The organism is Oscillibacter sp. (genome assembly GCF_031978065.1).
Taxonomy (GTDB): Bacteria; Bacillota; Clostridia; order Oscillospirales; family Oscillospiraceae; genus Oscillibacter.
The window spans coordinates 1-22108 of sequence record NZ_DALZCH010000022.1; the positions used below are offsets into that span (position 1 = coordinate 1).

Sequence of the window (22108 nt, forward strand, 5' to 3'; positions counted from 1 at the left end):
TAAATTGATTGTGACCAATGTCAATTTACAAATTACCCCGACCAGCCGGATTGGTCTACTGGGTATGAATGGTGCCGGAAAATCGACGCTGATCAAATCGCTGGTGGGTGATTTGGCGCTATTGCGGGGCACACGTTATGCCTCAGAGCTGCTCAATATCGGTTATTTTGCCCAGCATCAAATGGATGCCCTAGACGGTGCAGCCAGCCCAATGTTGCAATTGTCTCGTATTGCGGATAAAAAAATCAGTGAAGCCACACTGCGCGCATTTCTAGGCAGTTTTGGGTTTAGTGGTGAACGTATGGATACGCCGAGTGAGAGTTTTTCAGGCGGCGAGCGTGCGCGTCTGGCATTGGCATTGATTGTATGGCAGCGCCCTAATGTATTGATTTTGGACGAACCTACCAACCATTTGGATTTGCAGGCCATTGAATGGCTGGAAAATTTCCTGATGGATTACGAGGGCCTGATTATCGTGGTGAGCCACGACCGCTATTTCCTGAACAACGTGTGTACCAGCATCGTGGACGTGGACTACGGCAAAATCAGAATGTATGTGGGCAACTACGAGTTCTGGTACGAGTCCAGCCAGATGGTTCAGAAGATGATGAAGGACCAGAACCGGAAAAACGAGGACAAAATTAAGGATTTGCAGCTCTTTATCCAGCGTTTCTCCGCCAACAAATCCAAATCCAAGCAGGCCACCTCTCGCCGAAAGCTTTTAGATAAGCTGACGGTGGATGAGATGCCCGCTTCCTCCCGGCGGTATCCCTTTGTGGGCTTTGCTCTGGATCGGGAGCCGGGGAAGGAAATATTGACCGTGGAAGGTCTGAGCAAGACCATTGACGGGCGGAAGATTTTGAACGACGTGTCCTTCCGGGTGAACAAGGGAGACAAGATCGCCTTTGTGGGAGAAAACGAGCTGGCAAAAACCACACTCTTCCGCATTGTTATGGAGGAGATGGAAGCGGACGCAGGCAGCCTCAAGTGGGGCACCACCATTTCCACCAGCTATTTTCCGCTGGACAACTCTGCCTTTTTCAACGACTGCAACCTGAATCTGGTGGAGTGGCTGGGTCAGTATACCTCTGAAACCACGGAGTCCTTCATGCGGTCCTTCCTGGGGCGGATGCTCTTCTCCGGGGATGAGGTGTTTAAGCCTGTGAAGGTTCTCTCCGGCGGCGAAAAGGTGCGGTGCATGTTGTCGCGGATCATGCTCTTCGGTTCCAACGCGCTGGTGCTGGATCAGCCCACCAACCACTTGGATTTGGAGTCTATCACCGCGGTCAATAAGGGCCTGATTGAATACAAGGGCGTGGTACTGTTTGCCAGCCACGACCACGAGTTCGTCCAGACCGTGGCCAACCGCATCATCGAATTCCAGAGCGACGGAACCATTATTGACAAGGCGTGTACCTATGACGATTATATCGAGCTGCAAAAGGCGGAAAATGCCCGCTGAGCCTTGGAAGAATCAGAATAAATAAAACGCCTGCCCACAAAATGTGGGCAGGCGTTTTTCCTTTACAGCATTTGTTATCTGGCGGTAATATAGCCGTTTTTGCACAGAAGCTCTGCCAGCAGCACGCCGCCGCCGGCCGCGCCGCGCAGGGTGTTGTGGCTCAGTCCCACGAACTTGTAGTCGTACTGGCTGTCCTCCCGCAGGCGGCCAAGGGAAATCGCCATGCCGTGCTCCAGATTTCGGTCCAGCCGGGTCTGAGGGCGGTCGGCCTCCTCGAAATAGTGGAGGAACTGCTTGGGAGCGGAGGGCAGCTCCAGCTCCTGCGCTGGGCCGCGGAAAGAGGCCCAGTCTTCTTTGATCTGCTCAATAGAAGGCTTGCATCCGTCCTTAAATTTCATGAACACGGCGGCCATATGCCCGTCCTGACAGGCCACGCGGAAGCACTGCGCCGTGATAACCGGAGCGCTGGCGGTGACAATTTTTCCATCTTCTACCTTGCCCCAAACCTTTAACGGCTCCTGCTCGGACTTCTCCTCCTCGCCGCCGATGTAGGGAATGCAGTTGTCCACCATCTCGGGCCAGCGTTCAAAGGTTTTTCCTGCGCCGGAAATGGCCTGATAGGTGCAAACCAGAGCCTGCTCCACGCCGTATTTCAACAGGGGATGGAGCGCGGGAACATAGCTCTGGATAGAACAGTTGGACTTCACGGCGATAAAACCCCGTTTTGTACCAAGGCGGCGGCGCTGGGCCTCAATGACCGCAAGATGCTCCGCGTTCAGCTCCGGCACCACCATGGGCACGTCCTCCGTCCAGCGATTGGCGGAGTTGTTGGATACTACGGGGCACTCCAGCTTTGCGTATCTCTCCTCCAGTGCCCGGATTTCCTCCTTCTTCATATCCACGGCGCAGAAGATGAAGTCCACTTGGGCGGCAAGCTTTTCCGCGTCGGCCTCCGCGTCCAGAATGGCCAGTGCCTTCGCCTCCTCCGGAATTTCAACCTCCATGGCCCAGCGGGCGGCCACGGCCTCCTCGTAGGCTTTTCCCGCGCTGCGTGCGCTGGCGGCCACAGCGGTAAGCTGGAACCAAGGGTGATTTTCAAGCAGGGTGACGAGGCGCTGGCCCACCATGCCGGTGCAGCCTACAACGCCCACTTTGTACTGTTTCATCAAGATTTGCCTCCTATGTGATATGATTTGGCGGGGAACGTCGAATTTCTGTTGAATGTAGGGCTTTCCTGTACTATAATATAAGTGTATTGCGTTCGAGTGAAAACTTCTGTTCACCTGTTGCGGACATTTGTATTATGGTAGCACTATTTTCTTGTTCCGTCAAGGGGAAGGCCATGGGGAGGATGTATGAAAAAACTATTGGGGGTTCTGTCGATTCTCGTCATATTTTTGGCCCTTGGCACCGTGTCGGCCTCCGCCGCCGTAAACGGCACGGTGAAGGTGGGGCTGCGGTTTGGAAGCTCCGCCGTCTCCTCCGCCAACCTAGAAAACACTCAGAGCGGGGGGTATTCTCTCGGCTATTATGACGATGGGAGGAACTTTGTTTCTCTTGGGAGCATTGCTCAAACAGCCATTACCATGCGGCCGGGGGCGGACCTTGGAAATTTCGACCAGTCGGGGCCTTACGGCTCCTTTGCGGAGGCGGCCTCTGCCGCTGCTAGTGTGGGCGGTTGGCCTGCCTATGTGAGCGGACAATATTACGCCCGCCAGAGCGGCGGCGGCAGCGGGCACACGTCTACCGCCGTGGCGGTGACGGACACGTCCTCTTCAGCGGTCCTTTTTGAGTTTGACAGTCAGGGCATTTACAATTTCGGCGTTTTGCCGGTGAGTGGGCCCACCTGGTTCAAGGGCTATCGGTATGCCGGGGGCTTTGAATATCCGCGAGTTACCGGCGGAGGACTGTATGTGGTGAACGTGGTATCACTGGAGGACTATGTGAAGGGCGTTCTTCCCTATGAAATGGGGAAGGGCTGGCCCGAGGCCGCATTGCAGGCTCAGGCCGTGTGCGCCCGGACCTATGCTTCCGTGACCGCCAAGCATCTGAACACCTATGGCTTTGATCTGTGCAACACCACGGACTGTCAGGTGTACAACGGCGTGAACGCCGCTGGCGGGGACACGGACGCCGCCGTGGATTCCACGACCGGGCAGCGGGCGTGGTACCGGGGGACGCTTGCCGAAACGGTGTATCACTCCAGCGACGGCGGCGCCACCGAGAGCGCTGAAAACGTCTGGGGCGGCACGGTGGGATACCTGATGGGAAAAGCCGACCCCTATGAAGCCACCGTCTCCATCCCCAATTACAGCTATACCGTGACCTACACGCCCTCGGAGCTGACGTGGGTACTGCAAAACAGCGGCTATTCCATCGGAACGGTGAAAAACGCCTATGTCTCGGAGCGCACCTCCACCGGAAACGTTTACAAGGTCACCTTTGTGGATACAACGGGAAAGAGCCTGACGGTGAAGGGCGAAACCTGCCGCATGGCGTTTTACAGCACTACCTATAGTAAGAATGTGAAAAGCATGCGCTTTTCCATCAACGGGGACGACAGCGGAATGAATTCTGCCTCGGGCTACTATGTAAACGGCTCCGGCAGCACGCTTTCTTCCATCAGCGGAGCTTATACCGTTTCCGGCAGCGGGGCGGTGACCCCTTATACGGGGAAAGCGCTCTATGTCCTCACCTCCTCGGGCGTGCAGGCGCTGAGCGGGACCTCCGGCGCGGCGGTTCCGTCTTCCGCATCCTCCGCGTCTCCCGGCAGCTTTGTGATTACCGGAACGGGAAACGGACACAATGTGGGGCTGAGCCAATACGGCGCGCTGGCCATGGCGAAGCAGGGGTATTCCTACCGTGACATCCTGAATTTCTATTATACGGACATCACCGTGGAGTGATGCGGAACATTGGCAAGCCGCCCGCCAAAAGCGCGGCAGAGCCGCGTTAGATCGAAAAATTCTTCTTTAGCGGAGTTTTTTCAAAAGTACAGGCACGCGGACCCATGGAGAAGTACAGATGAAGACCAGCGATTTTTACTATGACCTGCCTCAGGAGCTGATTGCCCAGACGCCCATTGAAAAACGGGACGCATCCCGTCTGCTGACGCTGGACAAACATACGGGCGCTTGGGAGCACCATCATTTTTATGAGCTGCCGGATTTTTTGACGGAAAAAGACTGCCTCATTTTAAACGATTCCCGGGTTTTGCCCGCCCGCCTTTTGGGCCAGCGCCTTCCCGGTGGCGGCGCCTGCGAGGTGCTGCTGCTGACGGATAGGGGAGACGGCGTTTGGGAATGTCTGGTCCGCCCCGGGAAAAAACTGCGCCCCGGCGCGCAGGTGTCCTTCGGCGAGGGAGAGTTGACGGCGGAGGTTACTGAAGAGGTGGAGGGTGGAAACCGCCTTGTGAAATTTCACTATGAGGGGATTTTTCTGGAGGTCTTGGAGCGCCTTGGCAAAATGCCCCTGCCGCCTTATATCAAAGAGGAGTTGCAGGACCGGGAGCGGTATCAAACCGTCTATTCCAAGGAGTTGGGCAGCGCCGCCGCCCCCACGGCGGGCCTTCATTTCACAAAAGAATTGCTGGAGAAAATCTCCGCCAAAGGCGTGGGGATTGGGTATGTGACGCTCCATGTGGGCCTTGGCACCTTCCGCCCTGTGAAGGAAGAGGAAATCCTTGACCACGAGATGCACAAGGAATTCTGTACCATCTCCCGTGAGGTGGCGGACCTGATCAATCGCACCCGCGCCAACGGGGGGAGGATAGTTTGCGTGGGCACTACTTCCTGCCGCACCGTGGAATCCTGGGCCAACGAGGATGGGACCATGGAGCCACGCTCCGGCTGGACCGGCATCTACATTTATCCCGGCTACCGCTTCAAGGTGACGGACGCGCTGATTACGAATTTTCATTTGCCGGAGTCCACGCTGGTGATGCTGGTTTCCGCTTTGGCGGGACGGGAGCACATTCTGGCGGCTTACGAGGAAGCCGTGCGGGAGCGATATCGGTTTTTCAGCTTTGGCGACGCGATGTTAATTTATTGAAGACTGCCGCTACAAAAAAAGTCCCGGAGAGTCCTGATACAAGGCTCTCTGGGACTTTTTCTGTAATTTTTCCGATTTTAAAACTTACCTGCCTGTTATAAAAATCCGCTGCCCATTTCCAGTCGTATTTCCTCCGCCGGCGGTTCGCGGTTGATTTTGGGAAAGGGCTAAATCACGCGCTAAAGCGTCACGGTAAAGCATGTCCATGCGCCCTCTTTCCCTGACACGGAGATCTTTCCCTTATGAAGCTCTACCAGTGATTTGGCAATGGCGAGGCCAAGACCGTATCCCCCGGTCTTGGTGGAGCGAGACGCGTCGCTGCGGTAAAACCGCTCGAAAATCCGATCCTTTTCCTGCTCGGGAATTCCATCACCGGTGTTGTAAATCGCTAAAATACTTTTTTCGTTCTCCCGGCGCAGCGTTACTTTTATTTCATCCCCTTTTCCGGAGTGCTTAATGGCGTTGTCCATTAGGATGGCAACAAGTTGCTTGATTTGCGGCTCTCCGCCGGTGTACCGAAGTCCCTCCGCCACGTTGAAATCCAGACTTTTCCCATCCTCAAAGGCCTGACTTTCAAAGGCCAGAAGGGTGCTCAGCACCGCCCGGCTTAAATCAAATTCGGTTGCCACCAGTTGATTGGCGCCTTCGTCAGCTCTGGCCAGGGCAAGCAGATCGTGAACCAGCCGGGTCATTCGGTCCGCCTGATCCCGAATTTGCTGAAGCCGGATATTTTCTCCGATTTCATTCTCCAGCACATCCACATTCGCCGAAATAATGGTCAGGGGCGTTTTCAGCTCGTGGCTGGCGTCGGAGACAAACTGGCGCTGCTTTGCAAAGGTTGCTTTTACGGGCTTGACCACCCATTTGGATAAAAGCACGGAAAATCCAAGCAACAGCACACAGGTCACCGCCGTGACGATCATGGAGATAAAAATGAGCTCATCCAGTATTTTCAGCTCCCGGCTGTTCTCCACAAACACGACGATTTTGCCATAATCCTTTTCTGCCACCAGATATTGATAATCGTCGTAAGAGCCTCTCTCTTTTCCGCTCAGCAATACCGCTTCCGAATAAGAGACTGCCTCCTCCTGTGTAAAGCCGAACATCATATCGTGCTGTACCTGCAAAACCTGATCCTGCTTGTCCAGCTTGACAAAAAACAGACGTGCCGCCCGCATGGACTGAGAGTCAAAGCGTGGAGGGATTAAAGGCTCCTGATGCGCGTCCTCTTCCGTCCGGCCGGGAGGAAGCAGAAACTCCATTCCGTCCTGCTCGGCCACCATCCGCAAAATGTTGTCCGTCTGCTCGGCGTTGCTCATATACACAAAAATATTCAGTGTTGCCACCAGCACTGTAAAAACCAGAAACAGAACGCCCATCATAATGCAGACAAACTTAATTTGCAGCCGCTTAATCATTCCGTTTCCTCCATGATATATCCCACGCCCCGCACCGCTTTAATCTGCAAGGGCGAGCCGATGACAGCCAGCTTCTTGCGGATGAAGGAAACATACACCTCAATGGCATTGTATTCCGCGTCGCTCTCATAGCCCCAAATTTTTTCGATAAACCGCTCCTTGGGGATAATCTGGCGGTGATTCTGCATAAGCATTTCCACAATCTGATATTCCTTCTGCCCCAGCTTGACGGAGTTGCCCTTATAGCTCAGCTCATAGCTGCGCTTGCTCAGCCGTGTGTCCCCGCAGGCCAGCTCGTCGCCGGTAAATTCGCCCTTTCTGCGGGAAATCGCCCGCAGGCGGGCCAAAAGCTCTCCGGAGGCAAAGGGCTTTGTGAGATAATCGTCCGCCCCGATATCCAGACCCTCTATTTTATCCTCTATCTCGGACTTGGCTGTCAGCAGCAGCACCGGGGTGGAGTTGTTCTGTTCGCGCAGGGCGCGCAAAACCTCCAGACCATTCTTTTTGGGAAGCATGATATCCAATATAATGACGTCGTAAATGCCGGTCATGGCGTATTCCTCGCCAGAGACGCCGTCGTAAACCGCGTCCACGGCGTATTTATCCTGCTTCATCAAAGCGACCAGCACATCGGAGAGCTGGGGCTCGTCCTCGATAATCAATACATTCATCATATATCCCTCCTTATGGCTTTCATTATAACAGAAATGCTTGAAAAAATCTTGAATCAGATCTCAATGTAGCTTCAAGGCAGAAGGGTTATTCTTTGCGCATACCAAATTGCAAGGAGGTTACCCATGAAACCGCGACACGAATTTAAGCACAGTCTCAATTATATGGACTATATGATTCTGCGCAACAAGCTGCGGGCCATTTTACCCCACGACCGCAATGTGGGTGAAAACGGAGAGTATATCATCCACAGCCTCTATTTTGACACGCCGGGGGATAAAGCGTTGCTTGAAAAGCTGAACGGCATCAACCGCAGGGAAAAATTTCGACTGCGCCGCTATAACGACGATACGGAGTTTATCAAGCTGGAGAAGAAAAGCAAAGTAAACGGACTTTCCTACAAGGAGTCCAGCCGCCTTTCAAAGGAAGAGACAATCATGCTGCTGCAAGGCGACTGGGACTGGATGGTCCAGCAGGAGCGCCCTTTGGTGGCTGAGCTTTACAGTAAAATGAACGGACAGCTCTTACAGCCGAAAACCATTGTGGACTATACCCGGGAGCCATTCACCTATCGGGCGGGCAACGTCCGCATCACCTTTGACCGGGATATACGCACCGGACTGCGCTCCAAGGACTTTTTGGGCGAGAATATTCCGACGCTTCCAGCGGGGGATGAGCTTGTGATTCTGGAGGTCAAATATGACGAGTTTATTCCGGGCTTTATCGCAGACCTGCTGCAATTGGGGAACCGAAAAGCATCGGCCTGCTCCAAATACGCTTTGTGCCGCACCTACGGATAGGTCATCAACAAGAAAATTAAACAATAAAGGAGATTATTTTCATGACCTTTGACGATATTTTTAAATCAAGCTTTCTGGAGAACGTAACCAGCATCTCTCTTTTGGATATGGTGCTGGCCCTGGGTCTTGCCTTTGGCATTGGTGTGTTCATCTTTCTTATCTATAAGAAAACCTTTAAAGGCGTGATGTATTCCGCCAGCTTTGGCGTTTCTCTCATTGCATTGAGCATGGTTACAACCCTTGTCATTCTGGCAGTTACCAGCAACGTTGTGCTTTCCCTCGGCATGGTGGGCGCGCTTTCCATCGTCCGCTTTCGCACGGCAATTAAGGAGCCGCTGGATATCGTGTTCCTTTTCTGGTCCATCGCTTCGGGAATTGTTCTTGCGGCGGGCATGATTCCTCTCGCTGTATTCGGCAGCTTGTTCATCGGCATCATTCTGTTGGTCTTTGTAAACCGCAGCTCTGTGGATACGCCCTATATTGTCGTGCTTTCCTGTCTGGATACCGAAAGCGAACAAAATGCGGCCCGGCAGTTGAATGGCTTTGTCAAAAAGAGCGTAATCAAGAGCAAAACCGTTAGTCAAAAAGGCGTTGAACTGAACTATGAGATTCGTCTCAAATCGGATGATACCGCATTTGTCAATACGCTGAGTGAGCTGCCCGGCGTGCAGAATATCGTGCTGGTCAGCTATAATGGGGAGTATATGGGATAGGAGGGGCGTCCATGTTAAGGCATAAGTACACGACGCCGATCTGTATAGCGATTGTTGCGGCCATGCTACTGACAACCATTCTGTTTGTATTTGGCGAATCCTTCGGACTGTCGGTGGCGCAGACGAAAATGCCCTATGTGGAATCGCTCTTCTCCACCGACTGCGTCCACACGCTGGATATAGCAGTGGAGGAAGACGACTGGCAGGAGATGCTGGACAACGCCTCAGATAAAGAATATATTGCCGCCAGCATTGTGCTGGACGGTAATTCGGTGAAAAACATCGGCCTGCGCACCAAGGGAAACTCCTCTCTTTCCAGCATTGTAAGCTCGGATTCCGACCGATACAGCTTTAAAATTGAGTTTGACCATTACCAGACGGGCCAAACCTATTACGGGCTGGACAAGCTGGCCCTCAATAACATTGTGCAGGACAACACTTATTTGAAGGATTATGTCAGCTATCAGATGATGAATGCGTTTGACGCGGATTCTCCCCTGTGCAGCTTCATTTATATCACCGTCAACGGGGAGGACTGGGGCCTGTATCTGGCTGTGGAGGGAATTGAAGATGCCTATGCCAGCCGAAACTATGGCTCGGATTCCGGGCGGATTTATAAGCCCGACAGCATGAATATGATGGGCGGTGGCAATGAGGACAATGATAAGACCGGCGAAATGTCCGAAGAAAACGACCGCCAGCAATTCCGGCAAACTGCCGATGAAAACGCGGAGCAACAGAACGGGCAAACCGCGGATACGGGCGCAAAGCAGCAGACCGGGCAAGCCGCGGATGAAGACGCGGAACAAAACACGGCGGCGAATCAGGACACTGGGGATAACAGCAAACGTGCGGCGCGCTCCACCGAAAATCAAGGCGGTCCGGGCGGCGGCGGCATAGGTGGTGAAAGTACTGATGTGGCGCTTGTCTACTCGGACGACGACTACGACAGCTATTCCAATATTTTTGGCAATGCCGTTTTCGATATCACCGATAGCGATAAGGACCGGTTGATCTCCACCCTCAAGCAGCTTTCGACAGGAGAAGACCTTGAGGAAATTGTCAATATTGAAGAAGTTTTGCGATATTTCGTCGTACATAACTTCGTGCTGAATTTTGACAGCTATACCGGAAGCATGATGCACAACTATTATCTCTACGAAAAAGACGGAATGCTTTCCATGATTGCCTGGGACTATAACCTCGCCTTTGGCGCTTTTTCGGGAGGTGGAAATTCCCAAAGCGGAACGACCTCCACCACGGCGCTTGTGAATTTTCCGATTGACACCCCGGTTTCCGGCACCACGCTGGAGGAGCGTCCTCTTTTGGGAAAACTACTTGAAAATGAAACCTATTTGGAGCTTTACCATCAGCTTTTTGGAGAATTCATTTCCAGCTATTTTGACAGCGGTGAGTTTGAGCAAATGATTGACAGCGCCATTGCACTGATTTCCCCATATGTTGAAAAGGCCCCTACCGCATTTTGCACCTATGAGGAATTTACCGAAGCCTCGGCAATGCTCAAAAGCTTCTGCCTGCTGCGAGCCCAGAGCGTACAGGGTCAACTTGACGGAATCATCCCCTCCACCAGTGAGAATCAAACGGCGGACAGCTCAAGCTTTGTGGACGCTTCCGCGATCGATATTAAGAGCATGGGCTCCAATGCGGGTTCCATGGGCGGCGGAGAAAATTCCCGTCCGGGCGGTCAGCAGACCAATGCGCAGACAGATAGACAGGCGAACGGCCAATCTGATGAAGCGCCCCCAGTTCCCGGCAATACGGAGAGCGGGGAAAAGGAGAGAATGCAAACTGCTCCTCCCGGAGGCACGGAAAATGGCGGACAGTCTCAGAATCAAAACGCTTCGTCGGAATCCGGAGCAAATGCTTCACAGGATAGTGCCACGCAGGAAGATACGCAGACCTTCGGGCAGGGCTTCCCTCCCGGGGGCGGAGGGCAGGAGGAAGGTCCTTCCGAAAATCGCCCGCAGGGCATCGGAAGCCAACAGGAAACTACCGCCACGTCAATTCAGATATATTATTATCTGGCGGCAGCCGTTTTGCTTTTGGTGGTGGGCATTGTTGTCGCCCGTCGGTTCCGGGTTAATCGCTGACTTTCTTTTCCCGGACAGGAAAAATAATTTGAAAGCGCCGCATCCTTCTTTTTCCGAAAAAGGATGCGGCACTTTTTTGCTCTCGGTGATGCGATAAAATTGCCCTGACGGTAAAAGAATGACCCGATGCGGAATAAACTGCCGTGCAAAGCAAATCCAAAATAAATCTTTTTCGGCAAAAGTGCTTTTGTAGGCGGAGAATTGACGCTGTACTTGCAATGTTTTGCGCTTCCGTGTATAATCAGCAAGATGAGAATTTGGGCTTGCAGTCCGGCATTTCAAGCTGTCTCCGTGCAAAGTTTTCAACGCATGGGAGGTCATATTCATCCGGCGGTGGACTGAATGCATACCCAATTCTGCATATGCATTGGATATACATGCGTATGCATTGCATATACAAGAGGGGCAGTCTTACGGTTTTACCGGGTGGGGCTTTGCTGCTTAATATTTCAGGAATTAGGAGCCATTCATGTTTAAAGTGATTGCGTATCAGGGCCGGGCGCGGCGCGGCGTGTTTTCCTGCGCCCATGGCGGCGAGGTCCAGACCCCGGTGTTTATGAATGTGGGCACGCAGGGGGCCATCAAAGGCGGCGTCAGCGCCTTGGACCTCAAGGAAATTGGTTGCCAGATCGAGCTTTCTAATACCTATCACCTGCATCTGCGGCCTAGCGACAAAGTTGTGCGGGAGATGGGTGGGCTGCACAGGTTTATGGGCTGGGACGGCCCTATTCTCACGGATTCCGGCGGGTTTCAGGTGTTTTCTCTGGCATCTCTGCGGAAAATCCGAGAGGAAGGCGTGACCTTTGCCTCCCACATTGACGGGCATCGGGTTTTCATGGGGCCTGAGGAGTCCATGCAAATTCAGTCCAATCTTGGAAGCGACATTGCCATGGCGTTTGACGAATGCGTGGAGAATCCCGCCACACACGAATATGCCGAGGCATCCTGCAAACGGACGGCGCGGTGGCTGGAGCGGTGTATTGCAGAGCATGAGCGGCTCAACACGCTGCCGGACACAGTGAATCCCAAACAAATGCTCTTCGGGATCAATCAGGGGGCCACGTTTGCGGACCTGCGGGTGTGGCATATGGAGGAAATTGCAAAGCTCAACTGCGACGGGTACGCCATCGGCGGCCTTGCGGTTGGGGAGCCTGCGGAGGTGATGTACGAAGTCATCGACGCGGTGGAACCCCACATGCCCAAGGAAAAGCCACGGTATCTCATGGGTGTGGGTACCCCCAGTAACATCATCGAAGCCGTGGCCCGAGGCGTGGACTTTTTTGACTGCGTGATGCCCTCCCGCAACGGGCGGCACGGAAAGCTGTTCACCTGGGAGGGGACGGTGAACATCATGAATCGGAAGTACGAGACGGACTCCGCCCCGGTGGGCGAGAGCTGTGGTTGTCCCTGCTGCCGCAGCTTTTCCAGAGCATATCTGCGCCATTTGTTTAAGGCGGACGAGGTGCTGGCCCTGCGACTGTCCGTGCTGCACAATCTCTGGTTCTATAACGAGTTGATGCGCAAAATCCGGGACGCGCTGGATGCCGGGACGTTTGACGCATTCCGGGAGAAATACAGCGGTAAACTGGAGCAGCGGGTGTAAGCCCTGAAAAAGGGCTTGCAAATTTTGGCTGCTTTGGATATAATAAATTCATTCTGATAACACAAAGGAGTATTTGCCCTATGGATCCTACAACAATCATGATGCTGGTAGTTCTGATCGGCGTGTTCTACTTCATGATCATCCGTCCGGAAAACAAGCGGAAAAAGTCTGCCCAGCAGTTGCGCGACAGTCTGAAAAAGGGTGACAAGCTCACCACCATCGGCGGAATCGTGGGTTCCATCGTGCAGGTGAACGAGGACACGATTATTATTGAAACCAGTGAGGATCGCGTCCGCGTGGAAATTACCAAGTGGGCCGTATCCACCACTGGCGTGCAGACCTCTACCGACCCCAAGACCAAGCAGAAGCAGGAGAGCAAGTCTGCCGAAGAGCCTGCCGCTCCCGCCGCAGAGGAGCAGTCTGCCGAGATTGAGCAGCCTGCCGGAGACGGCGAAAAGAAGTCTTGGGACCCCGAGGTGTAAAACCGCTGGGGCAAAACCGGGACTACCCCTCATAAACAAACCTCCCCCGTCATATGCTGGCAAAGAGCATATGACGGGGGAGGGCTTTTTATGGCCAAACGAAAAATGCCCGGATGGGCAGGATTTTTGGAGGGGGCGGCGCTGTCCCTAGGACTTTACATCATGTTTCAATGTCTGCTGGCGCTGCTGACTCTGGAGGGGATCATACCGGAGGAGATGGCGTTCCGTTTTCAGGTGGCAAGCGGAGTGCTGGCATCCTATGCTGGCGGGACACTGTCCATTCGCCGCACAGAGGTGGGACCTTTGTGGGCCGCGCTGGGGTCCGCGGCAATTTTTGCGGCTGCGCTGACCTTGGGCGGAGCGCTGCTTTGCGACGACTTAGTCTGGTCCGGAGGAAGCTTTATTTTGCTGGCAGCGGCGATGGCAGGGGGCTTGCTGGCACCGATGCTGGGTCGAAAACGGGGCAAAAAGAAAAAACAATCCCGCTCCGCGCCCGGCCGCCGGATAAAGGTGGGGAAGAGGGGCTAGCATAGCCCTTGTGATTTTCACCAAAATTTTGGGATTCTTTCAGATTTTTCCAAAGCCAGCCTTATTAAGACTCTGAAAAGCGGGATAGTATGTCGACACAGATGTAGTGGGGTCCGCCCATGGGCGGACCCCACATCTTGACGTTTGCGCCGGTGAAAGGAATATTATAAACGTTCAGTTTATAAAGTTTACATAACATTGTTTACATAACATTTTGTCATAGTTTACAAAAAACAGAGGATTCCTGAAAAGCCCTTGCGGTTCGTGAAAAAAAGCAATATATTAGTAAGGACAATATTTACGTTAACCGACTTCTAACCTGTCCGCCTACCGCATAGATTTGCGTGAGGTGAGGCGCTTTGTTTGTGGGGTCGGTGGGCGGTCGCCGCCTGATGCGGAGCGGACGCGGTCCGTGGCTCCGCTTGTCGCTGTTAGCCGCTTGTTTTCTTGCGGGCCTGTTTTTGGGACAGGTTCTTTCTGCCCGCGTAAGTGCGGAAACAGCCAGAGAGCTGACAGCGTATTTAAACGGCTATTTTTCACTGAGCACCCCGCCGGAGCCAACAGGTAGGACGGTTCTTTCCGCGCTGGCGGTCTATTTTCGCTATCCGTTGCTGGCGTTTTTGCTGGGCTTTGCCTCGGTGGGCGCTGCGCTGCTTCCGGTGGTCACAGGGGCATACGGCTTTTTTCTTTCGTTTTCCGTGTGTTGTCTTACAGCGGCTTTCGGCCCCGGCGGCGTGCTTTTGGCGCTGGCAGTGTTTGGCCTGCGGTGTCTGATCACGCTTCCGTGTTATTTTGCGGTGGCGGTCCCGGCGCTGGAAAAATCCGTGGCGCTGGCAGCGCTGTCTCTTGAAAAGGGCGGAAGGCCCTCACCCCCGGTTTATGACAAGGCATGGTGGCTTCGGTTTGCGGTGGTGAGCGCGGTTTTGTCCGCCGGGGTTCTGACGGAGCTGTTGGTGACCCCATGGCTTTTAAACTGGGTTTTGGGAATGATTCTTCGGTGACATAAAATTAAAAAAACCGTGCCGAAAAAGGATTATTCCAAGCGGCGTCGGGAGAGGGGGACTTTTACTGTGGCGGCGGACTACCTCAAGCTTTATGAAAAATATCTGACCGCGGAGAAAGGTTCCTCCGTCAATACGGTGTCCGCTTATTTGCGGGACGTGACCCAATTTCAGGAGTTTCTCCATGTGGAGGAGGGCAGCGAGCTGCGCCGCGCCGCGCCGGAGATGGTTCAGCGCTATATGGACTGGATGCATACAAAGGGCAAATCCGCCGCCTCCGTAACGCGGTTTCTGGCCGCTGTCAAGTCTTTTTACAGCTTTATGGTTTCCTCCGGCTCCATGACGGCCAGCCCCGCACGGGGACTGACGGCTGCAAAGGCGGAGCGGCGGTATCCCGAAATTCTCACCAGCAAGGAAGTGGAACTGTTTTTGGAGCAGCCCCGCTGTATGGACACCAAGGGCTTCCGGGATCACGCCATGCTGGAGCTGCTGTACGCCACCGGCATCCGCGTCAGCGAGCTGATCGCGCTGGATGTGGACGATCTGAATTTGTCGGCGGGCTTTCTGCGCTGCGCCAGCCGGGGACGGGAGCGCATTATTCCGCTGTACCCCGCGGCGGTAAAGGCCCTGCGGGATTATGAGCTGAGCGTCCGCCCGGAAATTATTGCGGATATGGACGAGCGAGCTCTGTTCGTGAATATGAACGGTGAGCGTATGAGCCGTCAGGGCTTTTGGAAAATTATCAAGTATTATCAGGACAAGGCGGGGATTCAAAAGGACATCACGCCCCACACCCTGCGTCACTCTTTTGCCGTCCACCTGTTGGAAAATGGGGCGGATCTGCGCTCCATTCAGGAGATGCTGGGCCATGCAGACATTTCTTCCACCCAGATTTACACCCATGTGGTGAAAAATCAGCTCAAGGATGTGTACAACAAGGCCCATCCCAAGGCGTGAATCGAACAGGAGCTAGCCGGGGCCGGTGCGGGAGCTTTCCCGTGCCGGCTCCTTATTTTTTAAAAAAAATTACCGTTGGGGCAAATCAAAACGGGCGGATGAATGCTCTAATGGTTAGAGAGGGGGGATCGGGTGGACCGGGAAGAATTTGTTCGGAGAACGGAGGCCATACGGGCGCGGCTATATCGCACGGCCTTTGCGTATCTGGGGGGCGAGGCGGCGGCACTGGAGGCCGTGGACGAAGCGGTGTATCAGGCGCTTCGGCACCTCCACCAGCTTCGTGAGCCGGACTATTTTGAAACGTGGCTTACCCGCATTCTTATCAACGAGTGCGGACGGGAGCTGCGACGGCTGAAGCGTCTGCGCTCGGATGAATATTTGCCGGAGGCGGGAGAGGGCTTTGACTACGACGCGCTGCCTTTGCGGGAGGCGGTTGCCCGTCTTCCGCAGGAGTTACGGCAGATAATTGCGCTGCGCTACTTTGGGGATTTAACGCTGGCGGAGACCGCACGGGCATTAAGCATCCCGCAGGGAACCGTGGTTACCCGCCAGCACAGGGCGCTGGCGTTGCTGAGACTGGAACTGGAGGAGGGAGAACCATGAATCGAAATGAAGAATACGCGGCGCTGCGATCTTCAATTGCGGAGCCGCCGCAGCTTGAATATACGGTAACGAGGGCCTTGCAGCGAAACGGCAAAGCTCGCAGGCGCGTTCGCCTTTTCGGCGTTCCCGCCGGGAGCCTTGTAGCGTGCTTCTTGGGCTTCATGCTGCTGGTGAACCTGTTTCCGCCCTTTGCCCGGGCCTGCGGCGATATGCCGGTGCTGCGGGAGCTGGCGAAGGCGGTATCGTGGTCGCCGTCTCTCTCTGCCGCCGTAGAGCATGATTACGTGCAGCCTGTGGGACAGGAGCAGAGCAAGGACGGAATCATCGCTCGGGTGGAATACCTGATTGTGGACCAGAAGCAATTGGAGATTTTTTACTCTCTGGATTCTGACCGATACGAAGCGCTGGAGGCGGATGCCAGCATAAAGTTGCCCGACAACAAAGGAGGATACGGCAGCTCCAGCGGGTCATACGGCACACCCAACGGGGAATTGCGTCAGATGACGGTGAATTTCGTAGAGCAGGATGTACCGGAGCACCTGGCCCTGCTTCTGAACGTCTATCAGAACACCTCTGAGAATGACGAGGCGGAGCCAAAGGCCAATGAAGAGTCTATCGCGGAAGCATATTTCAGCCCTCATGCCCGCAACCCGGACGTTTTGGCGGCGTTTACCTTTGACCTCTCCCTTGATCCCCGGTTCACTGCCCAAGGTGAGATCGTGGAGGTGAATCGGGCCTTCCAAATTGACGGACAGATGCTAGCGCTAAAGTGTGCGGAGATTTATCCCACCCACCTGCGGCTGGACTTCGGCTATGTTCCGGAAAATAGCGCGTGGCTGAAGGGTCTGGAATTTTACGTGGAAAACGAGCGGGGAGAGCGGTTTGACCCGACACGTAACGGGCTTACCGCCAGCGGAGACGAAGCCTCGCCGTCCACAGTGACGTATTGGATGGACTCCACGTATTTCAGCGAGAGTAAAGAATTAACACTTTATATTACGCAGGTGCGCTGGCTGGATAAGGATCGGGAGAGCATTTGGATGAATGTGGCTACGGGAGAGCACGGCCTCCTGCCGGACGGTGCAGAGCTTGCCGGGATTCAGCGGCTTGACAGCGGAAATCTGCTGACGTTCCAGGCAAGGCAATATCGGGAAAACAATATGTACAGCCTTTGGAACGGATATCTGGATAAAAATGGAGAGGAGCAATCCTTTTCCTCCTCCGGCTCTTCCCACACCTATCATGACCCGGATACCGACGAATATCTGGACGGCAGCACATCCGGCATTTTTTACGAAACGGTTCCACTGCCTGCGGCTGCCGGTTCCGAGGTCTGGCTCAAGCCGGTCTTTACTCGGGTGACGGACCTTTCCGTTCCTGTGAAGGTTCCCATAAGATAAAAGACAGCCCATAAAAGGAACGCCTTGAAACAGGCGTTCCTTTTTTCATGTTGCGCATCCCGCTGTGATTTGCTATAATGACCTTGATTGTGCGAAAGGGGGGCGCTATGCGGATTTTGGGAATTGACCCCGGCGTGGCTACCATCGGCTTCGGGCTGGTGGAAGCGGACCGGGGCAGTGCGCGCATGGTGACCTACGGCACCGTCACCACACCTGCGGGTCTGCCTCTTTCCCGGCGGCTTTATCAGATTTCCGGAGATATGGAGGCTTTAATCAACAAACTGAAGCCAGAAGTTATTGCGATAGAGGAACTGTTCTTCAACAACAACATTACTACCGGCATTGCTGTGGCCCACGGACGGGGCGTCATTTTGCTGTCTGCTGAGAAATGCGGCATACCGCTATACGAATACACGCCCTCGCAGGTGAAAATGGCGGTAGTGGGGTATGGCAAAGCAGAGAAACGTCAGGTGATGGACATGACCCGTCGGCTTTTGAACCTGAAATCCATTCCCCGCCCCGACGATGCGGCGGACGCGCTGGCGCTGTCCCTTTGCCACGCAAGGAGTTTTACTTCACGGCTTCCGCGGATGAGCGGTGTAAAGGAGACGATTTGATCGACAGGGCGCAGGACGCAGCCTGCATTTGAACGAAGAATGGGAGGAATCCTGTGTTTTACTATCTAAACGGCATTGTTGCCGAGGTACAGCCCAATCTGGCGGTGATCGACTGTGGCGGTGTGGGCTATGCCTGCGCCACCACGGGGCACACGCTGGCTGGGCTGAAAAAAGGAGAGAAGGCCAAGCTGTACACTCATTTTCACGTGGCGGAGAACGCCTTTGGGCTGTACGGCTTTGGGAGCCCTGCGGAGCTTGGCAGCTTTAAGCTGCTTATCGGAGTGTCCGGTGTGGGACCCAAGGCCGCGCTGGCGATTCTGTCCGTTTCCACCCCGGAGACACTGGCCATGTCGGTGATTACCGGAGACGAAAAGGCCCTGACGGCGGCTCCCGGTATCGGGAAAAAGATTGCCCAGCGCATTATTCTGGAATTGAAAGATAAAATGAGTAAAGAGAGCGCCGCCAACGGCTTTGCTCTGGGCATGGGGGGCGGCGCCGTCAGCGCTGATCTAACCAATAAAACCATGGAAGCCGCCGCCGCTTTGGGCGTGCTGGGCTATTCCACGGCGGAAACGGCTGAGGCGCTGAAGGGCGTTGACACACAAAGTCTTCCGCTGGAGGAAATTATCCGGGCCTGCCTGAAAAAAATGGCACGGTAGATGGGAAGCTTTGGGTGTACGTGAGATGCCTGAAGGTTGAAGTGTCGGAAAGTTTGCTTTCGGAGAATAAAGAGGAAAAGGAATTGAAGCGGCGCGATACAATCCGCGCTTTGAAGAAAAGCACGGCTGTACGCAGCTGCTATACAGGAAAGGAGAACGGCTATGGCAAAATACGAGCGTCGATTTCAGGGGGAGTTTGACAGCTCGCTGAATGTCCTGCACGCCGGGATTTTAAATGGCAGCGCCTCCGCCACCTACGAGGACGGCAGCGACTATGCCGCTGCCGATGTGCGCTGTGCCGTGCGGGTTTACGAGCGGTATAGCTACGCTGGGGGAAACAGAGTCAGCCTGAATCTGACCCTGATGGGGTACGGAACAGATTTGTTCCTCACCGTGATTACCTCAGGGGGAAGTCAGGCCATGTTTTTCAAGCTCAACACCTTGGGCGAGGAAGCGTTTCTGGACACCGTACGTGATATAGCGGAATCTCTGTAAAGGAAAAATACCATACAGAGAAAAGCGTCTGATTTGGGGGATGTAAGCAGTTGAGCATTGACTTTGGAAGCGACATTTACGAAGAGCCCATCGTCGCCAAAACCTTTCTTGAAGAGGATGGCGGCGAGATTTCCCTGCGCCCCCGGGCGCTGCGGGACTACATAGGGCAGGAAAAGGCCAAGGAGAATCTGAGCGTGTTCATCACCGCCGCCAAGCAGCGGACGGAGCCACTGGACCATGTGCTGCTTCATGGCCCTCCCGGACTTGGCAAGACCACGCTGGCAGGAATCATCGCGGGGGAAATGGGGGTCAACATCCGCATTACCTCCGGTCCCGCCATTGAAAAGCCGGGAGATCTGGCGGCACTTTTGACGAATCTTTCGGAGAACGACATCCTGTTTGTGGATGAAATTCACCGGTTGAACCGGGCGGTGGAGGAAATTTTGTACCCAGCCATGGAGGACTATGCGCTGGACATTATCGTGGGCAAAGGCCCTTCCGCAAACTCCATCCGTCTCGACCTGCCCCGGTTTACCCTGATTGGGGCCACCACCCGGGCGGGCCAGCTCTCCGCGCCTTTGCGGGACCGCTTCGGCGTGACGCTGCGGCTGGAACTGTATTCTTCGGAGGAATTGGCCCTGATTGTCACACGCAGCGCGGGAATTTTAAATGTCCCCATTGAGGACGCAGGCGCGTTTGAGATTGCCAAGCGCAGCCGGGGAACGCCCCGGATTGCCAACCGGATGCTCCGCCGGGTGCGGGATTTCGCGCAGGTAAAGGCTGATGGGGTCATTACCAAGGCGGTTGCGGATCACGCATTAAACGCGTTGGAGGTGGACTATCTGGGCCTTGATTCCGTGGACCGGCGGATGCTTTCGTCCATTGTTGAGAACTATGGCGGAGGCCCGGTGGGTCTGGAGACGCTGGCCGCCACCATCGGGGAGGAGTCCGTGACGCTGGAAGACGTTTACGAGCCGTATCTGATGCAGTTGGGCTTTCTCACCCGCACGCCCCGGGGCCGCTGCGTGACCCACCGGGCGTATTCCCATCTAGGTCTGAGCGTTCCGGGCGGGACGGAGCAGCCCGAGCAGCTTTCCCTTTGATTTTTGAATAGAACGAGGTATGTAATATGGGCAAACTCTTTGGAACCGACGGTATCCGCGGCGTAGTGGGAGAAACTCTTACGGCGCAGGAGGCGTTTCGCGTGGGTCAGGCCGTTGCCGCTGTGCTGACGGAGGATTTGGGCCGCCGCCCGGTGGTTTTGATCGGTAAAGATACCCGCGTTTCATCAGATATGCTGGAATCCGCCCTGATGGCGGGAATTTGCGATGTGGGCGGCGACGTGAAGCCGCTGGGGACCATTCCCACCCCCGCTGTGGCGTATCTGACAGTGCGGGAGCGGGGCGACGCGGGCATCGTGGTTTCCGCGTCTCATAACCCCTATGAGCATAACGGCATCAAGGTGTTCAACGCCCAGGGCTACAAGCTGTCCGACGAGGTGGAACTGCGGGTGGAGGAGAAGATTCTGTCCGATGCGCGTATCAAGTCCCGCACCCGTGACGAAATTGGACGCCGCCACCACGGAATGCGCCAGCTAAAGCGGGATTACATAGATTTTGTGGCGGCTACGGTGGAGAGCGACCTTGCGGGGCTGCGCATTCTTGCGGACTGCGCCAACGGCGCAGCCAGCGCCACCGCGCCGGAGCTGTTCGGTCGGTTCAAGGCCCACACGGATTTCATCCACACCCAGCCCGACGGCTTGAACATCAACAGCCGCTGCGGCTCCACATATCTGGAGGATTTGGCGGCTGCGGTGGTAAAAGGAAAGTACGACATAGGCGTGGCCTTTGACGGAGATGCGGACCGCTGCCTTCTGGTGGACGAAACCGGCGGGCCTATCGACGGCGATAAGGTGATGGCCGTGTGCGCCGCAGACATGAAGCGCAGAGGAAAGCTCAACGGAAACGCGCTGGTTGCCACTGTGATGAGCAATCTGGGCCTCCACGAGTTCTGTCGCACGGGCGGGCTGGAGCTGGTTTGCACCGATGTAGGGGACCGGAACGTACTGGAAGAAATGCTTCGAAACGACTTCCGCATCGGCGGCGAACAGTCCGGCCACACCATTTTCACAGACCTTGAAACCACCGGAGACGGTCAGGTCACCGCGCTTCAATTTTTGCAGGTTTTAAAGACTTCCGGCAAGAAGGCTTCGGAGCTGGTGTCCGTCTGTCCGACGTATCCTCAGGAGCTGATCAACGTGCCCGTGGACCATCAGCAGGGCGTGAAGGAGGCGATTATGACCTCGTCCGCACTGCAAAGCGCCGTGGAGGCGGCTGAGAAGGCCATGGACGGCGAGGGCCGTATTCTGGTGCGACCCTCCGGAACAGAAGCGCTGATTCGTGTCATGGTGGAGGCAAAAACCATCGAAAAGGCGCACAAAACGGCCGAAAAACTTGCGAGTTTTGTGAAAACCCTTGAAATCTGAAAGATGCCGCAGAGCGGAATTACCAGAATTTTCAAAAGAAATTTTAACGAAT

21 protein-coding genes are annotated in these 22108 nt (G+C 54.8%); 18 read left to right on the plus strand and 3 right to left on the minus strand.

What is annotated here, in order from left to right:
- Positions 1-4 precede the first annotated feature (4 nt).
- Positions 5-1462, plus strand: a complete 1458-nt coding sequence (locus tag RTK01_RS05105; protein ID WP_397352363.1) for an ABC-F family ATP-binding cassette domain-containing protein — start codon at positions 5-7, stop codon at positions 1460-1462.
- 74 nt (positions 1463-1536) lie between these two features.
- Here RTK01_RS05105 and asd read toward each other — a convergent pair whose 3' ends face one another.
- Positions 1537-2628, minus strand: a complete 1092-nt coding sequence (gene asd / locus RTK01_RS05110) for an aspartate-semialdehyde dehydrogenase (protein ID WP_312279936.1) — start codon at positions 2626-2628, stop codon at positions 1537-1539.
- A gap of 189 nt (positions 2629-2817) precedes the next feature.
- Here asd and RTK01_RS05115 point away from each other — a divergent pair, with 189 nt between their 5' ends.
- Positions 2818-4368 carry a SpoIID/LytB domain-containing protein gene (locus RTK01_RS05115; RefSeq protein ID WP_312279937.1) on the plus strand — a complete coding sequence of 517 codons (1551 nt, stop codon included), beginning with the start codon at positions 2818-2820 and terminating at the stop codon, positions 4366-4368.
- 118 nt (positions 4369-4486) lie between these two features.
- Positions 4487-5512, plus strand: coding sequence for a tRNA preQ1(34) S-adenosylmethionine ribosyltransferase-isomerase QueA (gene queA, locus RTK01_RS05120; RefSeq protein WP_312279938.1), 1026 nt, complete (start codon positions 4487-4489; stop codon positions 5510-5512).
- A 179-nt stretch (positions 5513-5691) separates the two neighbouring features.
- Here the strand turns inward: queA and RTK01_RS05125 are convergent, their stop codons facing one another.
- Together RTK01_RS05125 and RTK01_RS05130 are read right to left on the minus strand one after the other, a co-directional pair.
- The gene (locus RTK01_RS05125) at positions 5692-6930 is read right to left on the minus strand and encodes a HAMP domain-containing sensor histidine kinase (RefSeq protein ID WP_312279939.1); all 1239 of its coding nucleotides are present in this window, start codon (positions 6928-6930) and stop codon (positions 5692-5694) included.
- Positions 6927-7601 carry a response regulator transcription factor gene (locus RTK01_RS05130; protein ID WP_397352365.1) on the minus strand — a complete coding sequence of 225 codons (675 nt, stop codon included), beginning with the start codon at positions 7599-7601 and terminating at the stop codon, positions 6927-6929. The genes RTK01_RS05125 and RTK01_RS05130 overlap by 4 nt, the downstream gene beginning before the upstream one ends.
- A gap of 126 nt (positions 7602-7727) precedes the next feature.
- Here RTK01_RS05130 and RTK01_RS05135 point away from each other — a divergent pair, with 126 nt between their 5' ends.
- The 15 genes from RTK01_RS05135 to glmM all read left to right on the plus strand — a co-directional run bounded on the left by RTK01_RS05135 (position 7728) and on the right by glmM (position 22056).
- On the plus strand, positions 7728-8402 hold the full coding sequence (locus RTK01_RS05135; protein ID WP_312279941.1) for a polyphosphate polymerase domain-containing protein: 675 nt from the start codon (positions 7728-7730) through the stop codon (positions 8400-8402).
- A gap of 41 nt (positions 8403-8443) precedes the next feature.
- Complete coding sequence (locus RTK01_RS05140; protein WP_312279942.1) at positions 8444-9115, plus strand: DUF4956 domain-containing protein; 672 nt, start codon at positions 8444-8446, stop codon at positions 9113-9115.
- Between the two features lie 11 nt (positions 9116-9126).
- Positions 9127-11226, plus strand: a complete 2100-nt coding sequence (locus tag RTK01_RS05145) for a CotH kinase family protein (protein ID WP_312279943.1) — start codon at positions 9127-9129, stop codon at positions 11224-11226.
- A 469-nt stretch (positions 11227-11695) separates the two neighbouring features.
- Positions 11696-12829, plus strand: coding sequence for a tRNA guanosine(34) transglycosylase Tgt (tgt, locus tag RTK01_RS05150; RefSeq protein ID WP_312279944.1), 1134 nt, complete (start codon positions 11696-11698; stop codon positions 12827-12829).
- Between the two features lie 80 nt (positions 12830-12909).
- Entirely contained in the window at positions 12910-13311 is a 402-nt protein-coding gene (yajC, locus tag RTK01_RS05155) for a preprotein translocase subunit YajC (RefSeq protein WP_312279945.1), read from the plus strand.
- Positions 13312-13401: 90 nt separating this feature from the next.
- Positions 13402-13839: a hypothetical protein gene (locus tag RTK01_RS05160; protein ID WP_312279946.1), complete on the plus strand. Its 438-nt coding sequence runs from the start codon at positions 13402-13404 to the stop codon at positions 13837-13839.
- A gap of 365 nt (positions 13840-14204) precedes the next feature.
- Positions 14205-14840 (plus strand): stage II sporulation protein M, encoded by a 636-nt coding sequence (locus RTK01_RS05165; protein WP_312279969.1) that lies wholly within the window; start codon positions 14205-14207, stop codon positions 14838-14840.
- 69 nt (positions 14841-14909) lie between these two features.
- Positions 14910-15797, plus strand: coding sequence for a site-specific tyrosine recombinase XerD (xerD, locus tag RTK01_RS05170; protein ID WP_312279947.1), 888 nt, complete (start codon positions 14910-14912; stop codon positions 15795-15797).
- A gap of 132 nt (positions 15798-15929) precedes the next feature.
- The gene (locus tag RTK01_RS05175) at positions 15930-16400 is read left to right on the plus strand and encodes a sigma-70 family RNA polymerase sigma factor (protein ID WP_312279948.1); all 471 of its coding nucleotides are present in this window, start codon (positions 15930-15932) and stop codon (positions 16398-16400) included.
- Positions 16397-17800, plus strand: coding sequence for a DUF4179 domain-containing protein (locus RTK01_RS05180; RefSeq protein WP_312279949.1), 1404 nt, complete (start codon positions 16397-16399; stop codon positions 17798-17800). The genes RTK01_RS05175 and RTK01_RS05180 overlap by 4 nt, the downstream gene beginning before the upstream one ends.
- Before the next feature lie 107 nt (positions 17801-17907).
- The gene (gene ruvC / locus RTK01_RS05185; protein ID WP_312279950.1) at positions 17908-18417 is read left to right on the plus strand and encodes a crossover junction endodeoxyribonuclease RuvC; all 510 of its coding nucleotides are present in this window, start codon (positions 17908-17910) and stop codon (positions 18415-18417) included.
- Between the two features lie 53 nt (positions 18418-18470).
- Positions 18471-19076, plus strand: a complete 606-nt coding sequence (gene ruvA, locus RTK01_RS05190; protein ID WP_312279951.1) for a Holliday junction branch migration protein RuvA — start codon at positions 18471-18473, stop codon at positions 19074-19076.
- Positions 19077-19238: 162 nt separating this feature from the next.
- Positions 19239-19571, plus strand: coding sequence for a DUF6054 family protein (locus RTK01_RS05195; protein ID WP_312279952.1), 333 nt, complete (start codon positions 19239-19241; stop codon positions 19569-19571).
- Between the two features lie 50 nt (positions 19572-19621).
- Entirely contained in the window at positions 19622-20674 is a 1053-nt protein-coding gene (gene ruvB, locus RTK01_RS05200; protein ID WP_312279953.1) for a Holliday junction branch migration DNA helicase RuvB, read from the plus strand.
- A gap of 26 nt (positions 20675-20700) precedes the next feature.
- A complete protein-coding gene (gene glmM, locus RTK01_RS05205) occupies positions 20701-22056 on the plus strand; it encodes a phosphoglucosamine mutase (protein ID WP_312279954.1) in 1356 nt (451 codons plus the stop codon).
- Positions 22057-22108 lie beyond the last annotated feature (52 nt).